Source organism: Parajatrophihabitans canadensis, assembly GCF_053764775.1.
This window is the reverse complement of record NZ_CM132445.1, coordinates 2,862,711-2,883,031: the sequence shown is the minus strand read 5'-3', so window position 1 is coordinate 2,883,031 and position 20,321 is coordinate 2,862,711. Positions and strand designations below refer to the sequence as shown.

Annotated in this window: 20 protein-coding genes; 18 read left to right on the top strand and 2 right to left on the bottom strand. The window is 63.9% G+C overall.

Annotation, left to right across the window (positions count from 1 at the left end; all coding sequences use genetic code 11):
• The first annotated feature begins 37 nt into the window (after nucleotides 1–37).
• Both ACSMXN_RS13965 and ACSMXN_RS13960 read left to right on the top strand, forming a co-directional pair.
• A complete protein-coding gene (locus tag ACSMXN_RS13965) occupies nucleotides 38–889 on the top strand; it encodes a helix-turn-helix domain-containing protein (RefSeq protein ID WP_022912080.1) in 852 nt (283 codons plus the stop codon).
• 19 nt (nucleotides 890–908) lie between these two features.
• Nucleotides 909–1,364, top strand: coding sequence for a VOC family protein (locus tag ACSMXN_RS13960; protein ID WP_022912079.1), 456 nt, complete (start codon nucleotides 909–911; stop codon nucleotides 1,362–1,364).
• Between the two features lie 7 nt (nucleotides 1,365–1,371).
• Here the strand turns inward: ACSMXN_RS13960 and ACSMXN_RS13955 are convergent, their stop codons facing one another.
• Nucleotides 1,372–3,465: an elongation factor G-like protein EF-G2 gene (locus ACSMXN_RS13955; protein WP_027139125.1), complete on the bottom strand. Its 2,094-nt coding sequence runs from the start codon at nucleotides 3,463–3,465 to the stop codon at nucleotides 1,372–1,374.
• Nucleotides 3,466–3,646: 181 nt separating this feature from the next.
• Here ACSMXN_RS13955 and pgsA point away from each other — a divergent pair, with 181 nt between their 5' ends.
• The 8 genes from pgsA (at nucleotide 3,647) to ACSMXN_RS13915 (ending at nucleotide 10,886) form a co-directional block, all read left to right on the top strand.
• The gene (pgsA, locus tag ACSMXN_RS13950; RefSeq protein ID WP_022912077.1) at nucleotides 3,647–4,291 is read left to right on the top strand and encodes a phosphatidylinositol phosphate synthase; all 645 of its coding nucleotides are present in this window, start codon (nucleotides 3,647–3,649) and stop codon (nucleotides 4,289–4,291) included.
• A 14-nt stretch (nucleotides 4,292–4,305) separates the two neighbouring features.
• The gene (locus tag ACSMXN_RS13945) at nucleotides 4,306–5,253 is read left to right on the top strand and encodes a phosphatidylinositol mannoside acyltransferase (RefSeq protein WP_027139124.1); all 948 of its coding nucleotides are present in this window, start codon (nucleotides 4,306–4,308) and stop codon (nucleotides 5,251–5,253) included.
• 2 nt (nucleotides 5,254–5,255) lie between these two features.
• Nucleotides 5,256–6,380, top strand: a complete 1,125-nt coding sequence (locus ACSMXN_RS13940) for a glycosyltransferase family 4 protein (RefSeq protein ID WP_022912075.1) — start codon at nucleotides 5,256–5,258, stop codon at nucleotides 6,378–6,380.
• A 94-nt stretch (nucleotides 6,381–6,474) separates the two neighbouring features.
• Nucleotides 6,475–7,107 (top strand): hypothetical protein, encoded by a 633-nt coding sequence (locus ACSMXN_RS13935; protein WP_022912074.1) that lies wholly within the window; start codon nucleotides 6,475–6,477, stop codon nucleotides 7,105–7,107.
• Nucleotides 7,104–8,177 (top strand): DUF3048 domain-containing protein, encoded by a 1,074-nt coding sequence (locus tag ACSMXN_RS13930; protein WP_022912073.1) that lies wholly within the window; start codon nucleotides 7,104–7,106, stop codon nucleotides 8,175–8,177. The genes ACSMXN_RS13935 and ACSMXN_RS13930 overlap by 4 nt, the downstream gene beginning before the upstream one ends.
• Before the next feature lie 54 nt (nucleotides 8,178–8,231).
• Nucleotides 8,232–9,182: a pyridoxal 5'-phosphate synthase lyase subunit PdxS gene (gene pdxS, locus ACSMXN_RS13925; RefSeq protein ID WP_022912072.1), complete on the top strand. Its 951-nt coding sequence runs from the start codon at nucleotides 8,232–8,234 to the stop codon at nucleotides 9,180–9,182.
• Nucleotides 9,183–9,367: 185 nt separating this feature from the next.
• Nucleotides 9,368–10,102 (top strand): pyridoxal 5'-phosphate synthase glutaminase subunit PdxT, encoded by a 735-nt coding sequence (pdxT, locus tag ACSMXN_RS13920; protein ID WP_027139123.1) that lies wholly within the window; start codon nucleotides 9,368–9,370, stop codon nucleotides 10,100–10,102.
• 34 nt (nucleotides 10,103–10,136) lie between these two features.
• A complete protein-coding gene (locus tag ACSMXN_RS13915) occupies nucleotides 10,137–10,886 on the top strand; it encodes a YebC/PmpR family DNA-binding transcriptional regulator (protein ID WP_022912070.1) in 750 nt (249 codons plus the stop codon).
• 6 nt (nucleotides 10,887–10,892) lie between these two features.
• On the opposite strand, the gene ACSMXN_RS13910 is transcribed toward ACSMXN_RS13915, so the two are convergent.
• Nucleotides 10,893–11,678 carry a site-2 protease family protein gene (locus ACSMXN_RS13910; protein ID WP_022912069.1) on the bottom strand — a complete coding sequence of 262 codons (786 nt, stop codon included), beginning with the start codon at nucleotides 11,676–11,678 and terminating at the stop codon, nucleotides 10,893–10,895.
• 267 nt (nucleotides 11,679–11,945) lie between these two features.
• Between ACSMXN_RS13910 and ACSMXN_RS13905 the strand changes: the two genes are divergently transcribed.
• The 8 genes from ACSMXN_RS13905 to ACSMXN_RS13870 all read left to right on the top strand — a co-directional run bounded on the left by ACSMXN_RS13905 (nucleotide 11,946) and on the right by ACSMXN_RS13870 (nucleotide 20,002).
• Nucleotides 11,946–13,268, top strand: coding sequence for an MFS transporter (locus ACSMXN_RS13905; RefSeq protein WP_196811150.1), 1,323 nt, complete (start codon nucleotides 11,946–11,948; stop codon nucleotides 13,266–13,268).
• A gap of 67 nt (nucleotides 13,269–13,335) precedes the next feature.
• Nucleotides 13,336–13,890 carry a crossover junction endodeoxyribonuclease RuvC gene (gene ruvC, locus ACSMXN_RS13900; RefSeq protein WP_022912067.1) on the top strand — a complete coding sequence of 185 codons (555 nt, stop codon included), beginning with the start codon at nucleotides 13,336–13,338 and terminating at the stop codon, nucleotides 13,888–13,890.
• Nucleotides 13,887–14,501: a Holliday junction branch migration protein RuvA gene (gene ruvA, locus ACSMXN_RS13895; protein WP_022912066.1), complete on the top strand. Its 615-nt coding sequence runs from the start codon at nucleotides 13,887–13,889 to the stop codon at nucleotides 14,499–14,501. Before ruvC ends, ruvA begins: the two co-directional genes overlap by 4 nt.
• Nucleotides 14,501–15,577, top strand: a complete 1,077-nt coding sequence (ruvB, locus tag ACSMXN_RS13890) for a Holliday junction branch migration DNA helicase RuvB (RefSeq protein WP_022912065.1) — start codon at nucleotides 14,501–14,503, stop codon at nucleotides 15,575–15,577. Before ruvA ends, ruvB begins: the two co-directional genes overlap by 1 nt.
• A 77-nt stretch (nucleotides 15,578–15,654) precedes the next feature.
• A complete protein-coding gene (locus ACSMXN_RS13885) occupies nucleotides 15,655–16,053 on the top strand; it encodes a preprotein translocase subunit YajC (protein ID WP_022912064.1) in 399 nt (132 codons plus the stop codon).
• A 147-nt stretch (nucleotides 16,054–16,200) separates the two neighbouring features.
• Nucleotides 16,201–18,345, top strand: a complete 2,145-nt coding sequence (secD, locus tag ACSMXN_RS13880; RefSeq protein ID WP_022912063.1) for a protein translocase subunit SecD — start codon at nucleotides 16,201–16,203, stop codon at nucleotides 18,343–18,345.
• Nucleotides 18,345–19,442, top strand: coding sequence for a protein translocase subunit SecF (secF, locus tag ACSMXN_RS13875; RefSeq protein WP_027139122.1), 1,098 nt, complete (start codon nucleotides 18,345–18,347; stop codon nucleotides 19,440–19,442). The genes secD and secF overlap by 1 nt, the downstream gene beginning before the upstream one ends.
• Nucleotides 19,439–20,002, top strand: coding sequence for an adenine phosphoribosyltransferase (locus ACSMXN_RS13870; protein WP_051148736.1), 564 nt, complete (start codon nucleotides 19,439–19,441; stop codon nucleotides 20,000–20,002). The genes secF and ACSMXN_RS13870 overlap by 4 nt, the downstream gene beginning before the upstream one ends.
• Nucleotides 20,003–20,321: the final 319 nt, after the last annotated feature.

Genomic DNA, 20,321 nt, shown 5'->3' with positions numbered 1-20,321 from the left:
TCTGGCGCGGTGCGAGCGGGCAGCGCATGATGGCTGAGTGTCCGTCCAGTCGGTCGCGCCGTCATCGGTGGAGTCCTTTCGACAAGTCCTGCCCGCTCCCGGCCTTCGCGATTGCATAGCTTTCTACAGCGGGTACCAGCAGCGCGGTGTCCCGCCGCGAACGCATCGAGGGCTGCCATCGCCCTACCTGACCCTGATCGTCACCTTCGACGAGCCGCTAGTCATCGCTCGGCACGTCGATCCGCGCCGGACGCCTGGTGCGTACGACACGCTCATTGGGGGACTGCACACCACGCCCGCGATCATTACCCACGGCGGTAGCCAGTCGGGGGTTCAACTCGCGGTGCATCCGCACGGAGCGCGCTCGTTGTTCGGCCTGCCAGCAGGAGAACTCAGTGGTATCGACTTCGAACTCGGAGAACTGTGCGCACCGCTGGCGCGCGAACTTCAGCAACGGGTCCAAGCGGCTTCTTCGTGGTCGCAACGATTCGACGCGATCGACCAGGTGTTGCTCCGGGCCATGGATCCAGCGCGAGCACCCAGCCCGGAGGTACTGCAAGCGTGGCGGATCCTGAGGTCCGATGCCGGCACTTCGACGGCCGCGCTCGCACGGCGGGTGGGATGGAGTGAGCGTCATCTGCGAAGCCGTTTTGTCACCGAGATCGGCTTGACGCCAAAGGCTGCGTCACGGGTGTTCCGCTTCGACCTGGCCCGACGCGATCTACAGCGCCGGGGTGCATCCGGCACGTTCTCCCTTGCCGATCTCGCGCCGGCTCACGGTTACTACGATCAGGCCCACCTTGCTCGTGAATTTCGGGCCCTGGCCGGATGCTCGCCCACGCGTTGGCTGGCCGAAGAGTTCCGAAACGTCCAAGCGAGCCGGCCGTGACCGGTGCACGATTGGGGACATGACCGAGACCCAACGAAACGAATCCGCAGCTGACTCGACATCGTCGTCCGCCCCGCCACCCAATGTGTGGCCGAGTCTGCGAGCCACGGATGCGCGCGCGCTGATCCGTTTTCTCGTAGACGTCGTCGGCTTCGAAGAAACGGTCGTTTATGGCGAGGGCGATCGAGTGGATCATGCGCAACTGTCCTGGCCGCTCGGCGGTGGTGTCATGCTCGGGTCGACGAGAGACGCCGAGGAGGGCGACCGGTGGCCGCTGCAACCCGGTACGTTCGGTTGCTACGTGGTCGTGACTGACCCAGACGCCTTGTACGCAAAGGTAAAAGATGCCGGTGCGCAGATCACGATGGAGCTGACCAACACCGACTACGGTTCGCGTGATTTCGCGATTCGTGACCGAGAGGGCAACCGCTGGTCGTTCGGTACGTATCGTGGCGAGCCGCGTCAGACGGGCTGAGCTTGCGTCATCCGAGCAGGGCAGCCGCCACCGCCGCGGGCGCTGGGTCGTGCCGCAGGTAGGTCCGCTCGAACGTGCCCACGCCGCCGGTTATCGAACGTAGCGTGACGGCGTAACGCAACAGCTCCACGGAGGGCACTTCAGCGTGGATGGCGCTGCGTGCACCAGGGCGGTTCGACGTCACTGGCTCGGTGCCGGTCACGCGCGCCCGGCGACCGGAAAGGTCTGCTAGGACCGCGCCGATATGGTCGTCGGTTACCACGATCTCGACGGAGTCGACCGGTTCCAGTACCTGCACTCCTGACTTGGTGGCAGCGTCTTTCACGGCCAGCGCGCCGGCGACCTGAAAGGCCGCATCTGATGAGTCGACGCTGTGTGCCTTGCCATCGCGCAATGTCACTCGGACGTCGACCACCGGCGTGGAAGCGACGACACCCTGGGCAAGCTGGGCACGCACCCCCTTCTCGACCGACGAAATGAACTGATTCGGAACGGCGCCGCCGACGACCTTGTCCACGAACTCGATTCCCGAACCTCGCGGAAGCGGCTCGACTTCGATGTCGCACACCGCATATTGGCCGTGGCCGCCAGATTGCTTGACTTGGCGACCGTGACCGCTGGCTGGGGCGGTGAAACTGGCGAGCAGTGGTACTCGAACGGGTTCGGTCTCGATCGCCGCGCCGCCTGCTCGAAGTCTGGAAAGTACGACATCAGCATGTGCCTCGCCGAGGCACCAGAGGACCAGTTGAGAAGTGCTGGCGTTTCGCTCGATTCGCAATGCTGGATCTGCCGCGCTGAGTCTGGTCAGTCCTTTTGCCAATGCGTCTTCGTCGTTGCGCGTCGTTGCTCGCACTGCGATAGGCAGCAGCGGTTCAGGCATCGCCCAGGGCAGAATCACAAGCGGTTGGGCCTGCGCCGAGATCGTGTCGCCGGTCTCGGCGCTCGATAACCTGGCAATAACGCATAGGTCACCTGCGGAGGCGTGTTCGAGAAGATCGAGCGAGGTGTTGAGCAGGGTGGCTGTCTTCTCATCCGCATCATGATCGGGATGGCCGCGCGCCTCACCGCCGTGACCGGAGACGTGTAAGGCGGTGTCTGGGCGGATTGTGCCGGAGAACACCCTGACCGAGCAGGCACGTCCAAGATAAGGATCGACCCAGGTGCGAACGACCTCAGCCGCCAATGGGCCGTTGGGATCGCAATTGAGCACCGGGCCAGGCGCACCGATCGGCGTCCACGCGGTGGGCTGCGGACGCTCTTCCGGGGTGGGAAAGCCGGCCTCCAGCAGCTCGAGGAGCTCGGTCAGGCCAAGTTCGGTGCCCGCGCACACCGGGATGATCGGGTGAAAGTGGCCGCGTCCGACAGCCGTATGCAGATCGTGCAGTAGGACGTCCGCCTCGAGGTCCTCGCCGGCGAGGTAGCGATCGAGCAGGGTCTCGTCTTCGCTTTCGGCGATGATCGCCTCGATGAGAGCTGCCCGGTCCGCGGCGAAGGCGTCCGAGGACGTCACCGATGATGTCGAACTCTCCAGCAGCAGCGGGACCAGCGCCGTGTTGTCCTCATTCGGTAGGTAGAGCGGAAGCACGGCGTTACCGTCGACGCCACCGAACGCCTCTCGACAGGCGAGCAAGGCATGTTCGAGATCGGCGCGGGGAGCGTCCAGGCGATTGATGACGACTGCTCGCGGAATGCTCAGCGCCGCGCACTCCTCCCAGAGGGCCAGGGTGGTCTCGTCAAGGGTGTCGGCCGCTGACACAACGAACAGCGCTGCATCCGCTGCGCGCAGGCCGGCCCGCAACTCGCCGATGAAATCGGTGAAGCCCGGTGTGTCGAGCAAGTTGATCACGGTATTCCCGTGCCGAACGCGTAGTGCCGAAAGGAAGACCGACCGTTGTTGGGTGACTTCTACCGGGTCGGCATCCGACACGGTTGTCCCCTCGGCGATGCCGCCGGCCCGCGAGATCGCGCCGGTCGCAACGAGCAGATGCTCGGCCAGCGTCGTCTTACCGACGCCGCAATGACCGACCAGCGCGACGTTGCGAATCTGTGCAGGTTCGGCAGCCGCATCGGCCTCCGGTCGCGGTTGGGACGCTCTGGTCATGGTTTTCGCCGACATCGCGATCCACCCCTCTTCTGGCCGCTTCCCTTGGAAAGCATTCGACACCCGTCTCGACTCCAGTACAAGCGTTCAGCGCGACGGTCGAACGGAATCATCCTGAAATGACCACTCTCGGGCGTCCGGGTTGCCGCGAACCGTCGTCCGCGCTCGGTATCTTTGACCGGTGTTGAACCTGCTGCGAGTGCCCCTGTCAAAAGTGATCAACCCGTTAGGACGTTCGCTTGCCAACGCCGGGGTCACGCCCGACGCCGTCACCGTCGTGGGTACGGTCGGAGCCACTGCCTCGGCGCTGATCTTTTTCACGCAGGGTCGGTTCTTCACCGGCACGCTGCTGGTATGGGCTTTCGTCATGCTCGATATGGTCGATGGGGCGGTGGCGCGCGCCGGGGGCCTGACGACGAAATTCGGGGCGGTGCTCGATTCCTGCTGCGACCGGATTGCCGACTCGGCCGTCTTCGCCAGCCTGGCGTGGTGGTTCGCCCGCAACGACCATCCGCAGCTTCTGGCGGCTTCGCTGCTGTGTCTGGCTCTTGGTTCGCTGACGTCCTATATCAAGGCGCGCGCCGAGGGTATGGGAATGACTGCGAACGTCGGCATTGCTGAGCGTGCGGAGCGGTTGATCATCGTGCTCGTCGGTACCGGCCTTACTGGTTGGCCTTTCTGGGTGCCCTACGCCCAGGCCGTCGCATTGTGGTTGTTGGTGGGTGCCTCCACGATCACCGTCGCGCAACGGTTCACCACGGTGTGGAGGCAGGCCCGCGAGAGCCCTTCCGCGAGCGGCACCGCGCCGTCGAGCGCACCCGCGTGACCTCGACCTCGGCGATGTTGAGTGCTGGCTCGTTGGCTGGACGTAGTACCGACTTCGCCTACAGCACGGCTTGGCGGTTGGTGCGCACGCTCCCTGAATCGATGGCCGTTCGGCTCTTCCGGCAGGCTGCGGACCTGACAACTCGGCGAAACGGTCCTTCGATCAGGCAGTTTCGGCTCAACCTGAGTCGGGTCAGCGGCCTCGACCCGCGGGCACATCCGGCTGAACTCGATGACCTCGTGCGTCGGGGGATGCGCTCATATGCGCGCTATTGGCTGGAGACCTTCCGGTTGCCCTCGATGAACGTGGCTGAGACTGTGGGGCGTATTCATACCGATGGGGCCAACCATCTGGACGAGGCCCTAGCCAAGGGTCGCGGCGCGATTTTGGCTCTGCCTCATAGCGGTAACTGGGACGTCGCGGGCCTTTGGCTCGTCGAGCGAGGCAACCCCTTCGCGACGGTAGCCGAGCGGTTGAAGCCAGAATCCTTGTTCGACAAATTTGTTGCCTACCGGGAGTCCCTCGGTATGGAGGTGCTCGCGCTGACCGGCGGCCCCCAACCCCCAATGAGTGTTCTCCGGCAACGGCTCGCCGCCGGGCGGGTGGTCTGCCTGGTCGCTGATCGCGATCTGTCCCGCAGCGGCGTCGAGGTCGAGTTCTTCGGTGAGACCGCGCGCATGCCGGCGGGGCCAGCGATGCTTGCTGCGACCACCGGCGCTGCATTGCTACCGGTGCATCTCTACTTCACTACGGACGGCTGGGGCCAATGGATAGCGCCGCCCGTAGACCTGGGCGAGGGAAATCTGCGAGCCAAGCTCCGGATCGGCACCCAGGCACTGGCGACGGCGTTTGCGGAGCGGATCGCGCTGCACCCCGAGGATTGGCACATGCTGCATCGACTGTGGCTCGCCGACTTGGTCCAACTGCCCGAAAATAGCGCCGACGGACTCCAGGGCGGCTGAGCGTGCGCATCGGCATCGTGTGTCCCTACTCCTGGGACATCCCGGGCGGCGTCCAGGCGCACGTCCGCGACCTGGCCGAAACGCTCCTGCGGTTGGGTCACTACGTCTCGGTACTCGCGCCGGGGGAGGAGGACTCACCTGGGCTACCCGGCTACGTGGTCGCTGCCGGCAAGGCAGTGCCGATCCCGTACAACGGCTCGGTGGCCAGGCTCCAGTTCGGCCTGGTATCGGCGACCCGGGTTCGCAGGTGGCTGCGAGACGGCGCGTTCGATGTCGTACACGTCCACGAGCCAGCGCCGCCGAGTCTCTCGTTGCTGACGGTCCTGTTGGCAGATGTGCCTCTCGTTGCGACGTTCCACTCTTCGTCGACGAGGTCGCGGTTCCTGCAGATTTTCGACAGTGCCGTTCAAGCAATTTTGGAACGGCTTTCCGGTCGCATCGCTGTTTCGCAAGCTGCCCGCAAGATGATCATGGTGCACCTTGGTGCGGACGCCGTGGTGATCCCAAACGGCGTGGCGGTTTCTGCCTACAGCTCGGCGGCGCCCCTGCCTGGCTACCCGCGCGACAGCAGTCACGGAGGCACGATCGGCTTCATCGGTCGCTACGACGAGTCGCGTAAGGGCATGTCGGTACTGCTCAGCGCTCTCGAAACCCTCATCGTCAAGCGGCCGGGGCTTCAACTGCTGGTCGCCGGTCGAGGTGATGAAGTCGAATTCCTGAAGACTGCTCCGAGCGACTTGCTGCCGGCCATCGTCATGCTCGGCATGGTCAGCGAGGCGGAGAAAGCAAGCATGCTGCGCAGCGTTGACGTTTACGTTGCGCCGAACACTGGGGGCGAGAGCTTCGGGATCATCCTGCTCGAAGCAATGGCGGCAAGAACCCCGATCGTGGCCAGCGATATCGACGCGTTCCGCAGAGTGCTCGACGATGGTCGCGCGGGAGTCCTTTTCAGCAACCGCGACGCGGCCGGATTGGCTCAGGCGCTCGATACCGTCTTGGGCGACCCCGCACTGCGCGGTGTCCTCGCCGCAGCCAGCGCCGAGGTTGTCCGTCCGTACGACTGGACGGTAGTAGCCACCCAGATCCTGCGGGTTTACGACATTGCCATCGCGGGGGCGGTCCTTTAGGGCGGCGTCAGACGGGTCAGCATGTCACCGAGAGTGACTGTGAATAGTCGCGGCGATTTAGTGTCTGGGCGTTGCTGACCTAGTCTCTGTACTCATGTTGTCGATCGGCTGGCTTATCGCCGCCGTCGTGGCCGCGATCGTGCTGACCACCTGGGTGAGCATGACGTTGACTCGACTGGATCGGCTACATGCGCGGGTCGACGCCGCCCAGGCGGCGCTCGATGCTCAACTGGTCCGCCGCGCCGCGGCATTGCTCCATCTCGCCGAGATGCCTCGATCGGGTATTTCGGCCGAACAGTCCGAGGAGTTGGGGGCCATCGCGCGGCAGGCGTTGGCGCTCGATCCGCTCGACCGGCGCGCCACCGAAAATCGAGTTGGCCGCGCCATCGCCGACCTCAACGCAACCCGGGCCGTTCTTCCCGCCGAGGCGGCCACGGAACTCTCCGAAGCTGCGGCAAGAGTGCTCATCGCCCGGCGATTCTTCAACGATGCCGTGCGTGACACTCGTACTCTTCGGTCGCGGCGGATGCCCAGGTTGCTGCATCTGGCCGGTCGACGGGAGCTGCCTCAATACTTCGACATTGACGACACCGGGCTTCTGCTGGGTCCTGAAGCGGCCTCACAGCCAGCTACCGCGACAACTGCCACCGAACCCGTCGAAACCGGTACAACTGGCACAAATGGTCCGACATCGACTGATAACGCACCAAGAAGGAGTCACATATGATCGCGCGTCCGTCCAAGCGCACAGCCCTCATCGGTGGAGGAGTTGTTGCGGTCCTTGCGATTGGCGCAGTCAGCGCGTTCACGCTCACCGGCAATGACAGCAAGGCGCCGGTTGTCGCTGCTCCGGCGACGTCGTCTGTGGTCGCGACCTCCAGCCCAGCGCCGACCCCTAAGCCGAAGCCCAAGCCGAAACCGCCGGCCGCCGTCAACTACCTGACGGGCGTCGGCGCACCATCGTCGAGTCCGGTGGTCGCGGTCAAGATCGATGACACGGAGAGCGGCCGTCCGTCAGTAGGGCTCGAGCAGGCCGATATCGTCTATATCGAGCAGGCAGAAGGCGGTTTGACCCGACTTCTGGCGGTGTTCGGCACGCACAAGCCGACAGTCGAACCCGTCCGTAGCACCCGAGCCAGCGACCCCGAGTTGCTCAGCCAATACGGCAAGATCACCCTGGTCGCCTCGGGCGGGGGCGGCCAATCGTTGCCGACGCTGGACCGTTCGGTGGTTCACGGCGTGATCAACGATCGGGGTGGCCCGGGTTTCTCGCGGGACGGCAGCCGGCCCGCTCCGTACAACCTCGCGTCCAACCTTGCTCAGGTTGCCGCGGCGGCCAAGACTGCCCCCGCAAAAAATGTCGGTTTCACGTGGGGCCTCGTGGATCCACGGCTGCTTCGGGCGCCGAGCGGCATCGCGGTCAACACCGTGGTCGGTGGCACCCCCGTGACGTTCCAGTGGGTTCCGGCAAGCAAGCGATACGTCCGCACGATCAACGGCAGCCCGCTCCTGCTTGCCAACGGCACCCCGGCGTCCACAACGAACGTCCTCGTCCAGTTCTGCACAGTGGAGACCGATCCCAGCGATGTCGACGTTGCCGGAAACCCATCTCAGTTCACCCATTCCGTCGGCTCCGGCCGCGTGGTCCTGTTCCGCAACGGCAAACGACTCGAGGGCAAGTGGTCGCGACCGACCGAGGCATCGCCGACGACATTCACCGATGCCGCGGGCAAGCCGCTGCTGTTTGCACCTGGCGGTGCCTACGTCGTGCTGGCGACGAACGGAGCGCCCGTCTAGCCCGAGCTTGCGGCTTCGGTCTTGGCGAACTCGAAGCAGAAGTAGAATCCCGGTATGACTTCTGCATCTGACCACGCCACGCACGACACCTCCGACGGCGCGCCCCACGCCACCGCTGACGCGCACAGCGTCGGCACCGCCAGGGTCAAGCGCGGCATGGCTGAAATGCTCAAGGGTGGCGTGATCATGGACGTGGTCACCGCCGAGCAAGCCAAGATCGCCGAGGACGCGGGCGCCGTCGCGGTGATGGCGCTCGAGCGCGTGCCTGCTGACATCCGTGCTCAGGGGGGCGTCTCGCGGATGAGCGATCCGGACATGATCGACAAGATCATCGCGTCCGTTTCGATCCCCGTGATGGCCAAGGCGCGGATCGGCCACTTCGTCGAGGCCCAGATTCTGCAGTCACTCGGCGTCGACTACATCGATGAGTCCGAGGTTCTGACGCCGGCTGACTACGCCAATCACATCGACAAGTGGAACTTCACGGTGCCGTTCGTCTGCGGTGCCACGAATCTCGGCGAGGCCTTGCGCCGGATCACCGAGGGCGCGGCGATGATCCGATCAAAGGGCGAGGCTGGGACGGGTGACGTTTCGAACGCCACCACCCACATGCGCAAGATTGGCGGCGAAATCAGGCGGTTGACCTCGATGTCTCCAGACGAACTCTTCGTCGCGGCGAAAGAACTGCAGGCGCCGTACGAGCTCGTGACGGAGATCGCCCGTGCGGGCAAGTTGCCGGTGGTCCTGTTCACCGCTGGCGGTATCGCGACCCCCGCGGACGCAGCCATGATGATGCAGCTCGGCGCTGAAGGCGTCTTCGTCGGGTCCGGCATCTTCAAATCGGGCAATCCTGAGCAGCGCGCCGAAGCGATCGTCAAGGCCACGACGTTCTACGACGACCCTGACGTCCTGGCGAAGGTGTCTCGAGGGCTCGGCGAAGCCATGGTCGGCATCAACGTCGAAGACATCCCGCAACCACACCGGTTGGCTGAGCGAGGCTGGTAGGCGACCGCCTTCACGCTAGAGGCTGAGTTGCTGCTTTGCCTTGAAATCGGAGCTGCCGGTGCGATGACGCCTCCTGAACGAGCGACGTCATCGGCTACTCGTTAGGCTGCTTCCCTGTGTCAAGCGGACTGTCAAGCAGCGCGTCGAATGAAACCTCAGCGCGAGCTTTGGGCTCGGCAATAGGCGTGCCAGACGATCCAGCATCCCTCGGTGCGCTGACGGTGGGCGTGCTCGCACTGCAGGGTGATGTAGCTGAACACCTATCGAGCCTGGCGCGCTGTGGTGTGCGCGGTGTTGCCATCCGTCGGCAGAGCGAGCTGGCCGCGGTGGACGGCCTGGTGATCCCGGGCGGTGAGTCGACCACCATTGTGAAACTCGCGCGGATCTTCGATCTGCTGGAGCCGTTGCGACAGCGCATCGCCGACGGCATGCCAACCTACGGCTCGTGCGCCGGCATGATTCTGCTCGCGGATCGCATCCTCGACGGAACTGCGGACCAGATGACCTTTGGCGGAATCGATATGACGGTCCGGCGTAACGCCTTCGGTCGGCAGGTCGAGTCCTTCGAAGAGGAGATCACGCTGACGGGGATCGACGCGTCGACCGATCCCGACAGGCGGCCGCTGACGGCGGTGTTCATCCGGGCGCCGTGGGTCGAGGAGGTTGGCACCTCAGCGCAGGTTCTCGGTCGGGTCGAATACCGTTCCAACCGCGAGGCGGGCATCAGTGAGCCCGGTGCCGGTCGCGGCGTCGCGGGTAGAATCGTGGCGGTTCGCCAGCAACACCTGCTGGCCACGTCGTTCCACCCGGAACTTACGGGTGACGTACGCGTACACGAGTACTTCGTCAAAATGGTGCGCGAGAGCGTCGGCCAGGCCAATGGTCGCGATGACGCAGCGCAGGATTCGGCGACGAGATGAAGCAGCATGTTGAGGCAGAGGGCGGGAGAGTTCGATGAGCGGCCATTCCAAGTGGGCTACCACCAAGCACAAGAAGGCGGGCATCGACGCCAAACGCGGCAAGCTATTCGCCAAGCTCATCAAGAACATTGAGGTCGCCGCCCGTACCGGCGGCGGCGATCCGGACGGCAATCCGACACTGTTCGATGCCATCCAGAAGGCTCGGAAGTCCTCGGTTCCCTTGGACAACATCGAGCGTGCCGTCAAACGAGGTTCGGGTGCCGAAGCTGGCGGCGCGGACTGGGAAACGATCATGTACGAGGGCTACGGTCCGTCCGGTGTAGCTGTGCTGATCGAATGCCTGACTGACAACCGCAACCGCGCGGCCGGCGAGGTGCGCATCGCGATGACCCGCAACGGCGGCAACATGGCCGACCCGGGCTCCGTTTCCTATCTGTTCGCCCGCAAGGGTGTCGTCATTGTGCCGAAGAACGACCTCGGCGAAGATGACGTCCTGCTCGCCGTACTCGATGCCGGAGCCGAAGAGGTCAACGACCTAGGCGACTCGTTCGAGGTGATCAGCGAAGCGACCGACCTGGTCGCCGTTCGTTCCGCCCTACAGTCAGCGGGAATCGATTACGACTCCGCTGATTCCTCGTTTCTCCCCAGCGTCCAGGTCCCTCTTGACGAAGAAGGCGCGCGCAAGGTGTTCAAGTTGATCGACGCGCTTGAAGACTCTGACGATGTACAAAACGTCTATGCGAACTTCGATGTTTCCGATGAGGTCATGGAAGCCGTCGGCTGACGCGGCTCACGATTGCCAGAATTTGATGAGTTCGTAGCCCGTGCTGGCAAAGGCGCGCTCGACTCCTGATAGGTCGAAGAACCAGTACACGACGTTGAAGAAGGCGACGTTGATGGTGTTGACCTGTAACAGGGCGAATAGAGCGAGCATCCCGAAGGGCTTGAATTGCTCGGCCTGCCGCTGAAACTCTGGATCCAGATAGGGCTCGATCGCTCCGTACCCGTCCAATCCGGGGAACGGAATCAGATTCAGTAGCGCCGCAGAAATCTGCAACAAGCCCAGAAACGACAGGGCGGACCAGAAAGCCACATGGGCGGTGGGTGTGGCCTGCTGTCCGGCGATGACAAGTAATACGACCGCAAACACCACGTTGACCGCGGGTCCCGAAAGCGACACGAGTGCCCGTTGGGACCTGGTGCGGAAGCGTTGCGGATGAAGGTAGACAGCACCGCCAGGCAGGCCGATGCCGCCGAGCGCGATGAAGACCACCGGCAGCACGATCGACAGCACCGGATGGCTGTACTTCAACGGGTTCAGGGTCAGATAACCGCGGGCTTCGACCTCGTTATCGCCGAATCGCCACGCCAGAAACGCGTGTGCGAATTCGTGGAAGCACAAGGTGACGACCCAACCCGCTATCACGAAGAGGAACACTCCGAAACGAGCGGTGTGGGTGTCCTGCGTGGCCTGCCAAGCGATGTAGCCACCAAGCGCAGCGGCGGCCAGGACGAGCAAGAAGATCGGACTCGGACGGACGGAGGACCTGCGCGGGCTTCGAAAGGGAATCGTCATCGGCCGTGGGAGCCAGGCGGGGTGCGTCGGGTCATCACGGAAGTGTATGGGCGCCGACTGTGCAGCTGAACTGAGCAGCTGGCTGCTGCAACGGTGCACCGGTCCGGCCGCATCGGGTGGTTCACGACACGATGAGAAGCCAGGGAGACGGGACTAATCTGGACAATGCGAACGGACCTCGCTCACAACGTCAATCAAACATCGAAGTCAATCAAACATCGGGTCAATCAAACATCGAAGTCAATCGAACATCGAAAGCTGAGGATTGTGGCACTACCGTCTGCCCCCGCGACGGCCGACGAGGCGTTCAGCCTTCGTCCGATCCTGGTCTCGGCATTCGGGCCGGCCCTGATGTTCGGTGTCGCGGAGGGCGCGGTGCTGCCGGTTGTCGCCCTGACCGCGAGGAGCCTCGGCGCCAGCCTTGCCGTCGCCTCGCTCATCGTCGCGTTGATCGGCGTGGGTTCGCTGGTCACAAACATTCCTTCGGCGATGATTACCGCGAAGTTCGGCGAGCGGGTCGCGATCATCGGCGCCGGCGGCACCAGCGCTGCGGCGATGGTGCTCGCGATGGTGGCACCGGATCTGTTCCTGCTTGCTGTTGCGATGCTGTTGGTGGGCTTCGCCAATTCCGTGTTCACACTCGCGCGGCAGTCCTACCTCACCGAGGTCGTTCCCATAGCGATGCGTGCGCGAGCGCTGTCCACGCTGGGCGGTTCGGGCCGGATCGGGATCTTTGTCGGCCCGTTCGTCGGTGCGGGCGCGATTCACATCTTCGGCATCAGAGGCGCGTACGGAGTTGCCGCCATCGCTGCCTTGATAGCCGGTGGTATCGCGATCTTCTCGCGCGATCTCATCGACGCCCAGCACGGCACGAGGCGTCACGCCGCGGTCGGCGTCCGAGTGGTCCTGAAGTCCCACCTGCGCGTCTTTGTGACCCTGGGGTTGGGGATCATCCTCATCAGCGCGGTTCGGGCATCGCGGCAGGTCGTGATCCCGCTCTGGGCGGAGCATCTGGGCTTGGGCGCGTCCGCTACTTCCTTGATCTACGGGTTGGCGGGCGCTATCGACATGCTGGTCTTCTACCCGGCCGGCAAGGTTATGGATCGACGAGGTCGTGCCTGGGTTGCCATCCCGTCGATGATCATGATGGGCGTCTCGTTGATGCTGGTGCCGTTGACCAACGGCTTCGCTACCTTGCTGATTACTTCGATGATGTTGGGTTTCGCCAACGGCATCGGCGCCGGCATGGTGATGACGCTCGGCGCTGACGTCTCGCCGTCCATCGGTCGACCAGCATTTCTTGGAATATGGCGGCTCTTGTCGGATACCGGCAGCTGCGGGGGACCAGTAATTCTCTCCGCGATTACCGGTGTTGCGACCCTGGCTGCGGGCGTTGAAACCAACGGTGGGCTGGGATTCCTCGCGGCCGCGATCCTCTGGTATTGGATTCCCCGCACCAAGCGACCGCCGCTGGCTGCAGACACCTCGAGAGACACCTCGAGCGCCAGCGCGGCCGCACTTCCGGCTATCCCCGCGAGTCGGGCTGAACCGAGCACGCCCACGTTGCCCGAGCGTGTCGGCAACGTCTGAGACTGTCGCACCAGTACCCTGTCGAACGTTCATTCGATTAGCAGCTGACCGGTGGAGGTTCGTGCCGATGCGGGTACTGGGGGTCGACCCGGGCCTGACCCGTTGCGGTGTGGGCATCGTCGACGGGGCTCCCGGCAAGCCACTGTCGCTCGTTCACGTTGAAGTGCTCCGTACGCCGGCCTCAGAGGATCTTGGCCTGCGACTGCTTGCAATCGCCCAAGGTATCGAAGCCGCGATTGCCAGCTTCCGTCCAGATGCGGTGGTTGTCGAACGGGTCTTCGCCCAACAGAATCTTCGAACCGTCACGGGGACGGCGCAGGCTTCGGGATTGGCGCTGGTGGCCGCGAGCAGGCAAGGTATCCGCGTGGCGCTGCACACGCCTTCGGAGGTGAAGGCCTCCATCACCGGCTCGGGCACCGCAGACAAGGCTCAGGTCACGGCGATGGTCATGCGGATACTGCGGCTGACGACCAAGCCCACGCCCGCTGATGCCGCCGACGCGCTAGCCCTGGCAATCTGCCAAATCTGGCGTGGCTCGGCCGTCAACCGGCGTGAGGATGCTGTAGCGAGGGCATTGGCCGGTGTCACGACAGCGAAGACGAGCCGTGGGGGGCAACCATGATCGCGAGTGTTCACGGCCGGGTGACCGCGCTCGGGCCTGACGGTGCTGTCGTCGAGATTGGCGGCATCGGCCTGGCGGTGTCATGCTCGCCGGGCACTCTGGCCCGTCTCCGGGTTGGCGACGAGGCGAGGCTGGCGACCAGCCTTGTTGTCCGCGAAGACTCGCTCACCTTGTACGGATTCTCCGGCGATGACGAGCGCGGCCTGTTCGAATTGCTACAAACTGCAAACGGTGTCGGTCCGAAGCTCGCGCAGACGATTCTCGGAGTCTTCCCGCCGCGCGAGGTGCGGCGGGCGATCGCGACCAGCGACTACGCCACGTTGGTCAAGGTCCCTGGCATCGGTCGTAAGGGCGCCGAGAAGATCGTCATCGAACTTCGCGACCGTATCGGCCCCATCGATGCAGACGCGGGCTCAGCGTCCTTCGACCTTGCAGGCGTGACCGCGATCGCGCCATGGAAGGACCAGGTTCTGCATGCGTTGGCCGGGCTCGGATTCAGCGGTAAGGAGGCGGCCGAGGCCATCGATACCGTTGCCTCCGATTCCGGCGACAATCCAGAGGTTGCGGTGATTCTGCGCCGTACGATCCAACTTCTTGGCCGCACCCGATGATGAACGCCGACGATCTCGAACACGGGCCTCGCGAAGCTGACGGGCTCGAACGTGACGTCGTGTCGCCGCTGGCCGCGGTGGACGAAACCGAGGTCGAAGCCAGCCTGCGACCGAAACGGCTCGAAGAGTTCGTCGGCCAGCCGAAGGTGCGTGAGCAGTTGCAGGTGGTGCTTGAGAGCGCCATGCGCCGGAACCGGCCACCTGATCACGTGCTGTTGTCCGGTCCTCCAGGGCTCGGTAAGACCAGCCTGGCCATGATCATCGCTGCCGAACTGGGAGCGCCATTCCGGCTGACATCCGGCCCGGCGATCGAACGGGCAGGCGACCTAGCCGCTCTGCTGACCAGTCTCAGCGAGGGCGAGGTCCTGTTCATCGACGAGATCCACCGGATTGCGCGTCCGGCCGAGGAGCTCCTGTACATGGCGATGGAGGACTTCCGGGTCGACGTCATCGTCGGCAAAGGGCCAGGCGCGACAGCGATCCCGCTGGAGCTTGCCCCGTTCACCCTGGTGGGCGCGACGACGCGAGCGGGCCTGCTCACAGGTCCGCTCCGCGACCGGTTCGGGTTTACCGCGCACATGGACTTCTACGACGTCCCTGAACTAGAGCGCGTGCTCAACCGATCGGCCCAGCTATTGGGCGTCGACCTCACCACCGAGGGTGGGGCAGAAATCGCGAGCCGCTCGCGCGGAACACCGCGGATTGCGAATCGACTGCTGCGCCGGGTGCGTGACTTCGCCGAGGTCCGCGCCGATGGAGTCGTCACGGCGCCGGTCGCACACGCCGCGCTTGCGGTGTACGACGTGGACGAAATGGGTCTCGATCGTCTCGATAAGGCCGTACTCGATGCACTCGTGCGACGGTTCGGCGGCGGCCCGGTCGGCGTCAGCACCCTCGCCGTCGCGGTCGGTGAGGAGATCGAGACCGTCGAAGAGGTTGCTGAGCCTTTCTTGGTACGCGCTGGGCTGCTTGCCCGCACGCCCCGCGGTCGGGTGGCAACCCCGGCGGCCTGGCATCACCTCGGCCTGACCCCGCCAAAAGTCGGCTTCGGCTCACAGACCCTGTTCGACGCCTAAACTGGCTGGATTACCGCCCGCGAACCCACCCTGCGGGTATCTCAATCAGATCGGTTCCCCGCTATGAAAGAAATGTCGTGAAAGAGCTCTTACCGCTGGTCATCTTGGCGTTGATCTTCGTCGGTCTGATTTCTTTCAACCGCCGCAGTCGAGACCGGGCAGCCCGTGTCGACCTGAGCCGACGGGAGAAGATGCGCCCAGGCCTGGAGGTGATGACGACCTCCGGCCTCTACGGAACCGTCGTGTCGGTAAATCAGAACGACAACAGTGTCTTGTTGTCCATTGCGCCCGGAGTGGAGGTCAAGTGGACAATTGCTGCTCTACGTGACATTCCGGAGCTTCCGTCGCAATATCGCGAAGCCGCACTAAACCCGGGAGAAAGCCCCGTGCATCCCACGGACGGGCAAGATTTTCGCTCGGACAACGGCCCGGACAATCAACCGCCGCCTGCCTCCGGTGACGTCGATCCAAGGTGAGGACCGTCGGCCGCGCTGAAATGTTTCAAGGTTTCGTCCGTCATACTGTGCCGCGAGCCTTAACCTGATTTAGCCCCGGTGGGCTGAGCACCAGCGCCCTGCTCTGCGGGCTGTGCGTGCTGGTCGAATATGAGGAGAAAACTTTCCGTGCCACCATCTGCCGGAACGCTGCGCGTCGGGCGTTACTTTGCTGCGCTCTTCGCGCTGCTCGCTGTCCTCTACATCATCGTCTTTTGGCCCGGTCAACGACACACGCCCAAGCTGGGGTTGGACCTGGAGGGCGGCACCCAGGTCATCCTGAAGGCCGACGCCAACGGCAAGACCCCGAGCAAATCAGCAATGAACACGGCACGTCAGATCATCGACGACCGGGTGAATGGTCTCGGCGTCGCATCGGCGACGGTGGCCATCCAGGGCAGCGACCGAATCGTCGTTTCGGTTCCCGGTAAGGACGGCGACGCGGTCAAGAACATCGGCAACGCGTTCTTGCTGCAGTTCCGTCCTCAGATCATCGCCCCCGTTTCATCCGCTCCGGCTTCGACCGCACCGGCTTCGACCGCTCCGGCTTCGACCGCTCCGGCCACGTCGGCTGGGTCAACGCCCACTCCGACTCAGACGACAGGCGCCTCCCTCAAACCGACCGGGTCGGCAGCGACCTCGCCTTCGCCGCAGGGCCGGGTCGTGCCGCAGGCAGCGGGCAGCGCGACGCCCTCGGCTACCCCGAGTAAGAGCCCGAGTCCCGCGGCTTCCGCATCAGCCAGCCCTAGCGGCTCGGCCGCGGGTCAAAGCGTGCAGGTTGTCGATCAATGGAAGTCGCTCGGGTTTGCCCCACCCAAGGATGCCGCGGCGTACAACGCTCTGACCGCGACACAGCAGACGGCCGTTCAGAACACCGTGGCCGCGTGGGATTGCAACAACCCGAACATCAAACCGCTCGATCAGGTCGACAAGCCGCTGATCGCGTGTGGCGATAAGACCAACCCTCAGATGGCTGGGCAGAAATTCTTGCTGGGCAACGTGATCGTCGAGGGCAAGCAGATCAAATCGGCGACAGCCGTTGCGCCAGGCAGCAACGGCTCGACCTTTGAATGGACGATCAGCCTGAGTCTGAAGCCAGCCGGGCAGAAGCAATGGGCCGCCTACACCAGCCAGCACAACGAACAGTCGAATCCGGGCGATGTCGCCAACGTCGTCGCGTACACACTGGACAGCCAGGTAATCCAGGCCGCCACCATTCAAAGCACGATTACCGGCGACACTCAGATCACTGGTTCGTTCACGCAACAGTCGGCGACCCAGTTCGCCAACTCGCTCAAGTACGGCGCCCTGCCACTCAACTTCACAACGTTGACGAACACCAGCGTCTCGGCGACCCTCGGAACCAGCCAGCTCCAGGCCGGGCTGCTTGCCGGCGGTATCGGATTGATCCTGGTCGTACTGTATTCGCTGCTGTATTACCGCGCCCTTGGCCTGGTCACTATTGCCTCCCTACTCGTGTCGGGCGCCTTGACCTACGCGATGCTGGTAATTCTCGGCGTGCACATCGGGTTGACGCTGACCTTGGCGGGGATTGCCGGCTTCATCGTCGCTATCGGCATCACCGCGGACTCGTTCGTGGTGTTCTTCGAACGAATAAAGGATGAAGTTCACGAGGGCCGAACCGCCAGGGTGGCCATACCCCGAGCGTGGGACCGGGCTCGAAGAACGATCCTGTCCGCCGACTTTGTCTCGTTCCTCGCGGCGGTTATCCTGTACTACTTCGCCGCTGGCGACGTGAAGGGTTTCGCGTTCACGCTTGGCCTTTCGACTGTGCTCGACCTTGTCGTGGTCTTCCTCTTCACGCACCCGATCGTCTCGCTGTTCTCCAGAAGCGCGGCCTTCGGCTCAGCTCGGTTCACCGGCCTTGATCATGTCCGCGTCGGCGGAATGGCCTCCTACCGCAGCACTACAAAGGGTCGAGCTGGCCGCTCGAGCGCGCCGGCATCGGCTACGGACGGTCTGTCCGACGCCGAACCGGCAGTCGAGGACTCCGACGCGCCGGGCTATGTCGATGCCAATGTCGATGCCAATGTCGATACTGATGTCGAACCCGTGCTCGGTAGCGATCCCGGCTCCACTCCGACTCCACCGGTCGCTCAACCAGTAGCCCAAACTGGTTCGGCCTCGGCAGGTGGAGGCACCAAGGCGAAGACGACACGGGTCGCGCCGGGCAGTACTGCGGCAGAACGCGCAGCTGCGCGTCGGGCCGCGCAGCGAAATAATGGCAACTCCGGTGCGAAGGGCGACAGCTGATGAGTATCTTCACCAAGCTCTATCGCGGTGAGAGTCGCTTCGACTTCATCGGCACTCGCAAGCGCTGGTACGCAGCCTCACTGATCCTGATCCTGATCTGCATACTCAGTTTCGCGTTCCGTGGCTTCAACGTGGGGATTGACTTCAAGGGCGGCACGCAGTTTCAGCTGCCCGCGGGCACGACGGTTTCGGCCCAAGAGGCACAGAAAGCGATGACCGCCGCGGGCCAGACTCCGGAGAACGCTGCACAGGTAGTCGGTGTCGGCAAGAACAGGTCGGTCATCATCCAGACGAAGGAGCTGACGCAGACCGAGCAGACCGTCGTCGCGAGCAAACTGGCCTCGGCGCTGAAGATAGACCAGAGCCAGATTTCGATCGATTCGGTGTCCTCGACCTGGGGCAGCGAGATCACTCGCAAAGCGGTTCAAGGTCTGATCGTCTTTTTGATTGCTGTCTTTCTCTACATATCCATCCGCTACGAATGGAAGATGGCAGTGGGCGCACTCACTGCCCTACTCCACGATCTGATCATCGCGGCGGGCATCTACTCGATCGTCGGTTTTGAACTGACTCCATCCACCATCGTGGGTTTGCTGACGATCCTTGGTTTCTCGCTCTACGACACCGTCGTGGTGTTCGACAAGGTGAACGAGAACGTGAAGGATCTCGGTGCCACCGCCCGGATGACTTATTCAGAAGCAGCGAACCTCGCCGTCAACCAGACGCTGATGCGATCGATCAATACCTCGCTCATCTCGCTGTTGCCGGTAGCGGGCCTGCTATTCGTCGGTGCGGGTCTGCTCGGCGTCGGAACGATCAAGGACCTCGCGCTGATTCTCTTCATCGGTCTGGCAGTCGGTGCGTACTCGTCACTGTTCCTGGCGACCCCGATCACGGTGGACCTCAAGGAACGCGAGCCGGCCAACAAGGCCTTGACCAAACGCGTGATGGCAAAGCGGGCAGCAGCGGCGCGCGCGGGTGAGGCCGCTCTCGTCGGCGGTCCCGATATCACGGTCAAGCCCAGGCCCGTCGGCAAACCTGCGCCCGCTCCACGTCCGGGCGCCAGGCCGGCGAACCGGCCTAGGAAACGGCCGTGACCGTCCCGGCACCTTCGGACTCTGCGGCGTCGGCTGAGCCATCCCTGGCAGAGGTGATCTCGACGAGGCTTCGAGATGTGCCAGACTTTCCGCAGGCCGGCGTTGTTTTCAAAGACATCGCTCCGCTTCTTGCCGACCCGGCAGTTTTCAACGCTTGCATCGACGCACTCGCCGAGTTGCCAGCGGCCTACGAAGCCGACTTGATCGCCGGGGTTGAAGCCCGGGGATTCGTAGTAGCCGCAGCGCTCGCTCGAGCGGTCGATGCTGGCGTGGTTCTGGTGCGCAAGGCGGGCAAGCTGCCGCCACCGACTGTCAGTGCCCGATATGAACTCGAGTACGGAAGCGCCGAGATCGAAGTGCCGCTCGGTTTGTTGGAGGGCAAGAACGTCTATCTGGTCGACGACGTGCTGGCAACCGGGGGCACCCTCCGCGCGACTATCGCGCTCCTCAATGAGGCGGGCGCCCACGTGACCGGCATCGGCGTCCTGGTCGAGCTGTCGTTCCTGGCCGGACGAGATCGACTGACCGGCCCCGATTTGACCGCCCTGCTCACTCTCTAGGGCGTTCTCGAAGCGCTACCTGGACGGCATGCATAGACTGAAAGCAGTGAAAACGCATCCGGGACGCGTCTGAGCTAGCTCATCGGGAGGATTCGCTGACGACAAGGGCCACCGATCAAGGCACGGCCGAGCAAGACAACCGTGCCAGTGCGGCGCGCGCGGGTACGGTCGCGGAGACCACCGCCGCGCAATCAGCAGCTCAGTCGCCGAACCAATCAGCTACCCAATCGCCCACGCCGCAGCAGCCCGCCTCGGCGCCGATCGCGGCGTCTACCGCCTCGCCTGCATCACCGGCGCTACGATCTCCGGCGCCCGCATC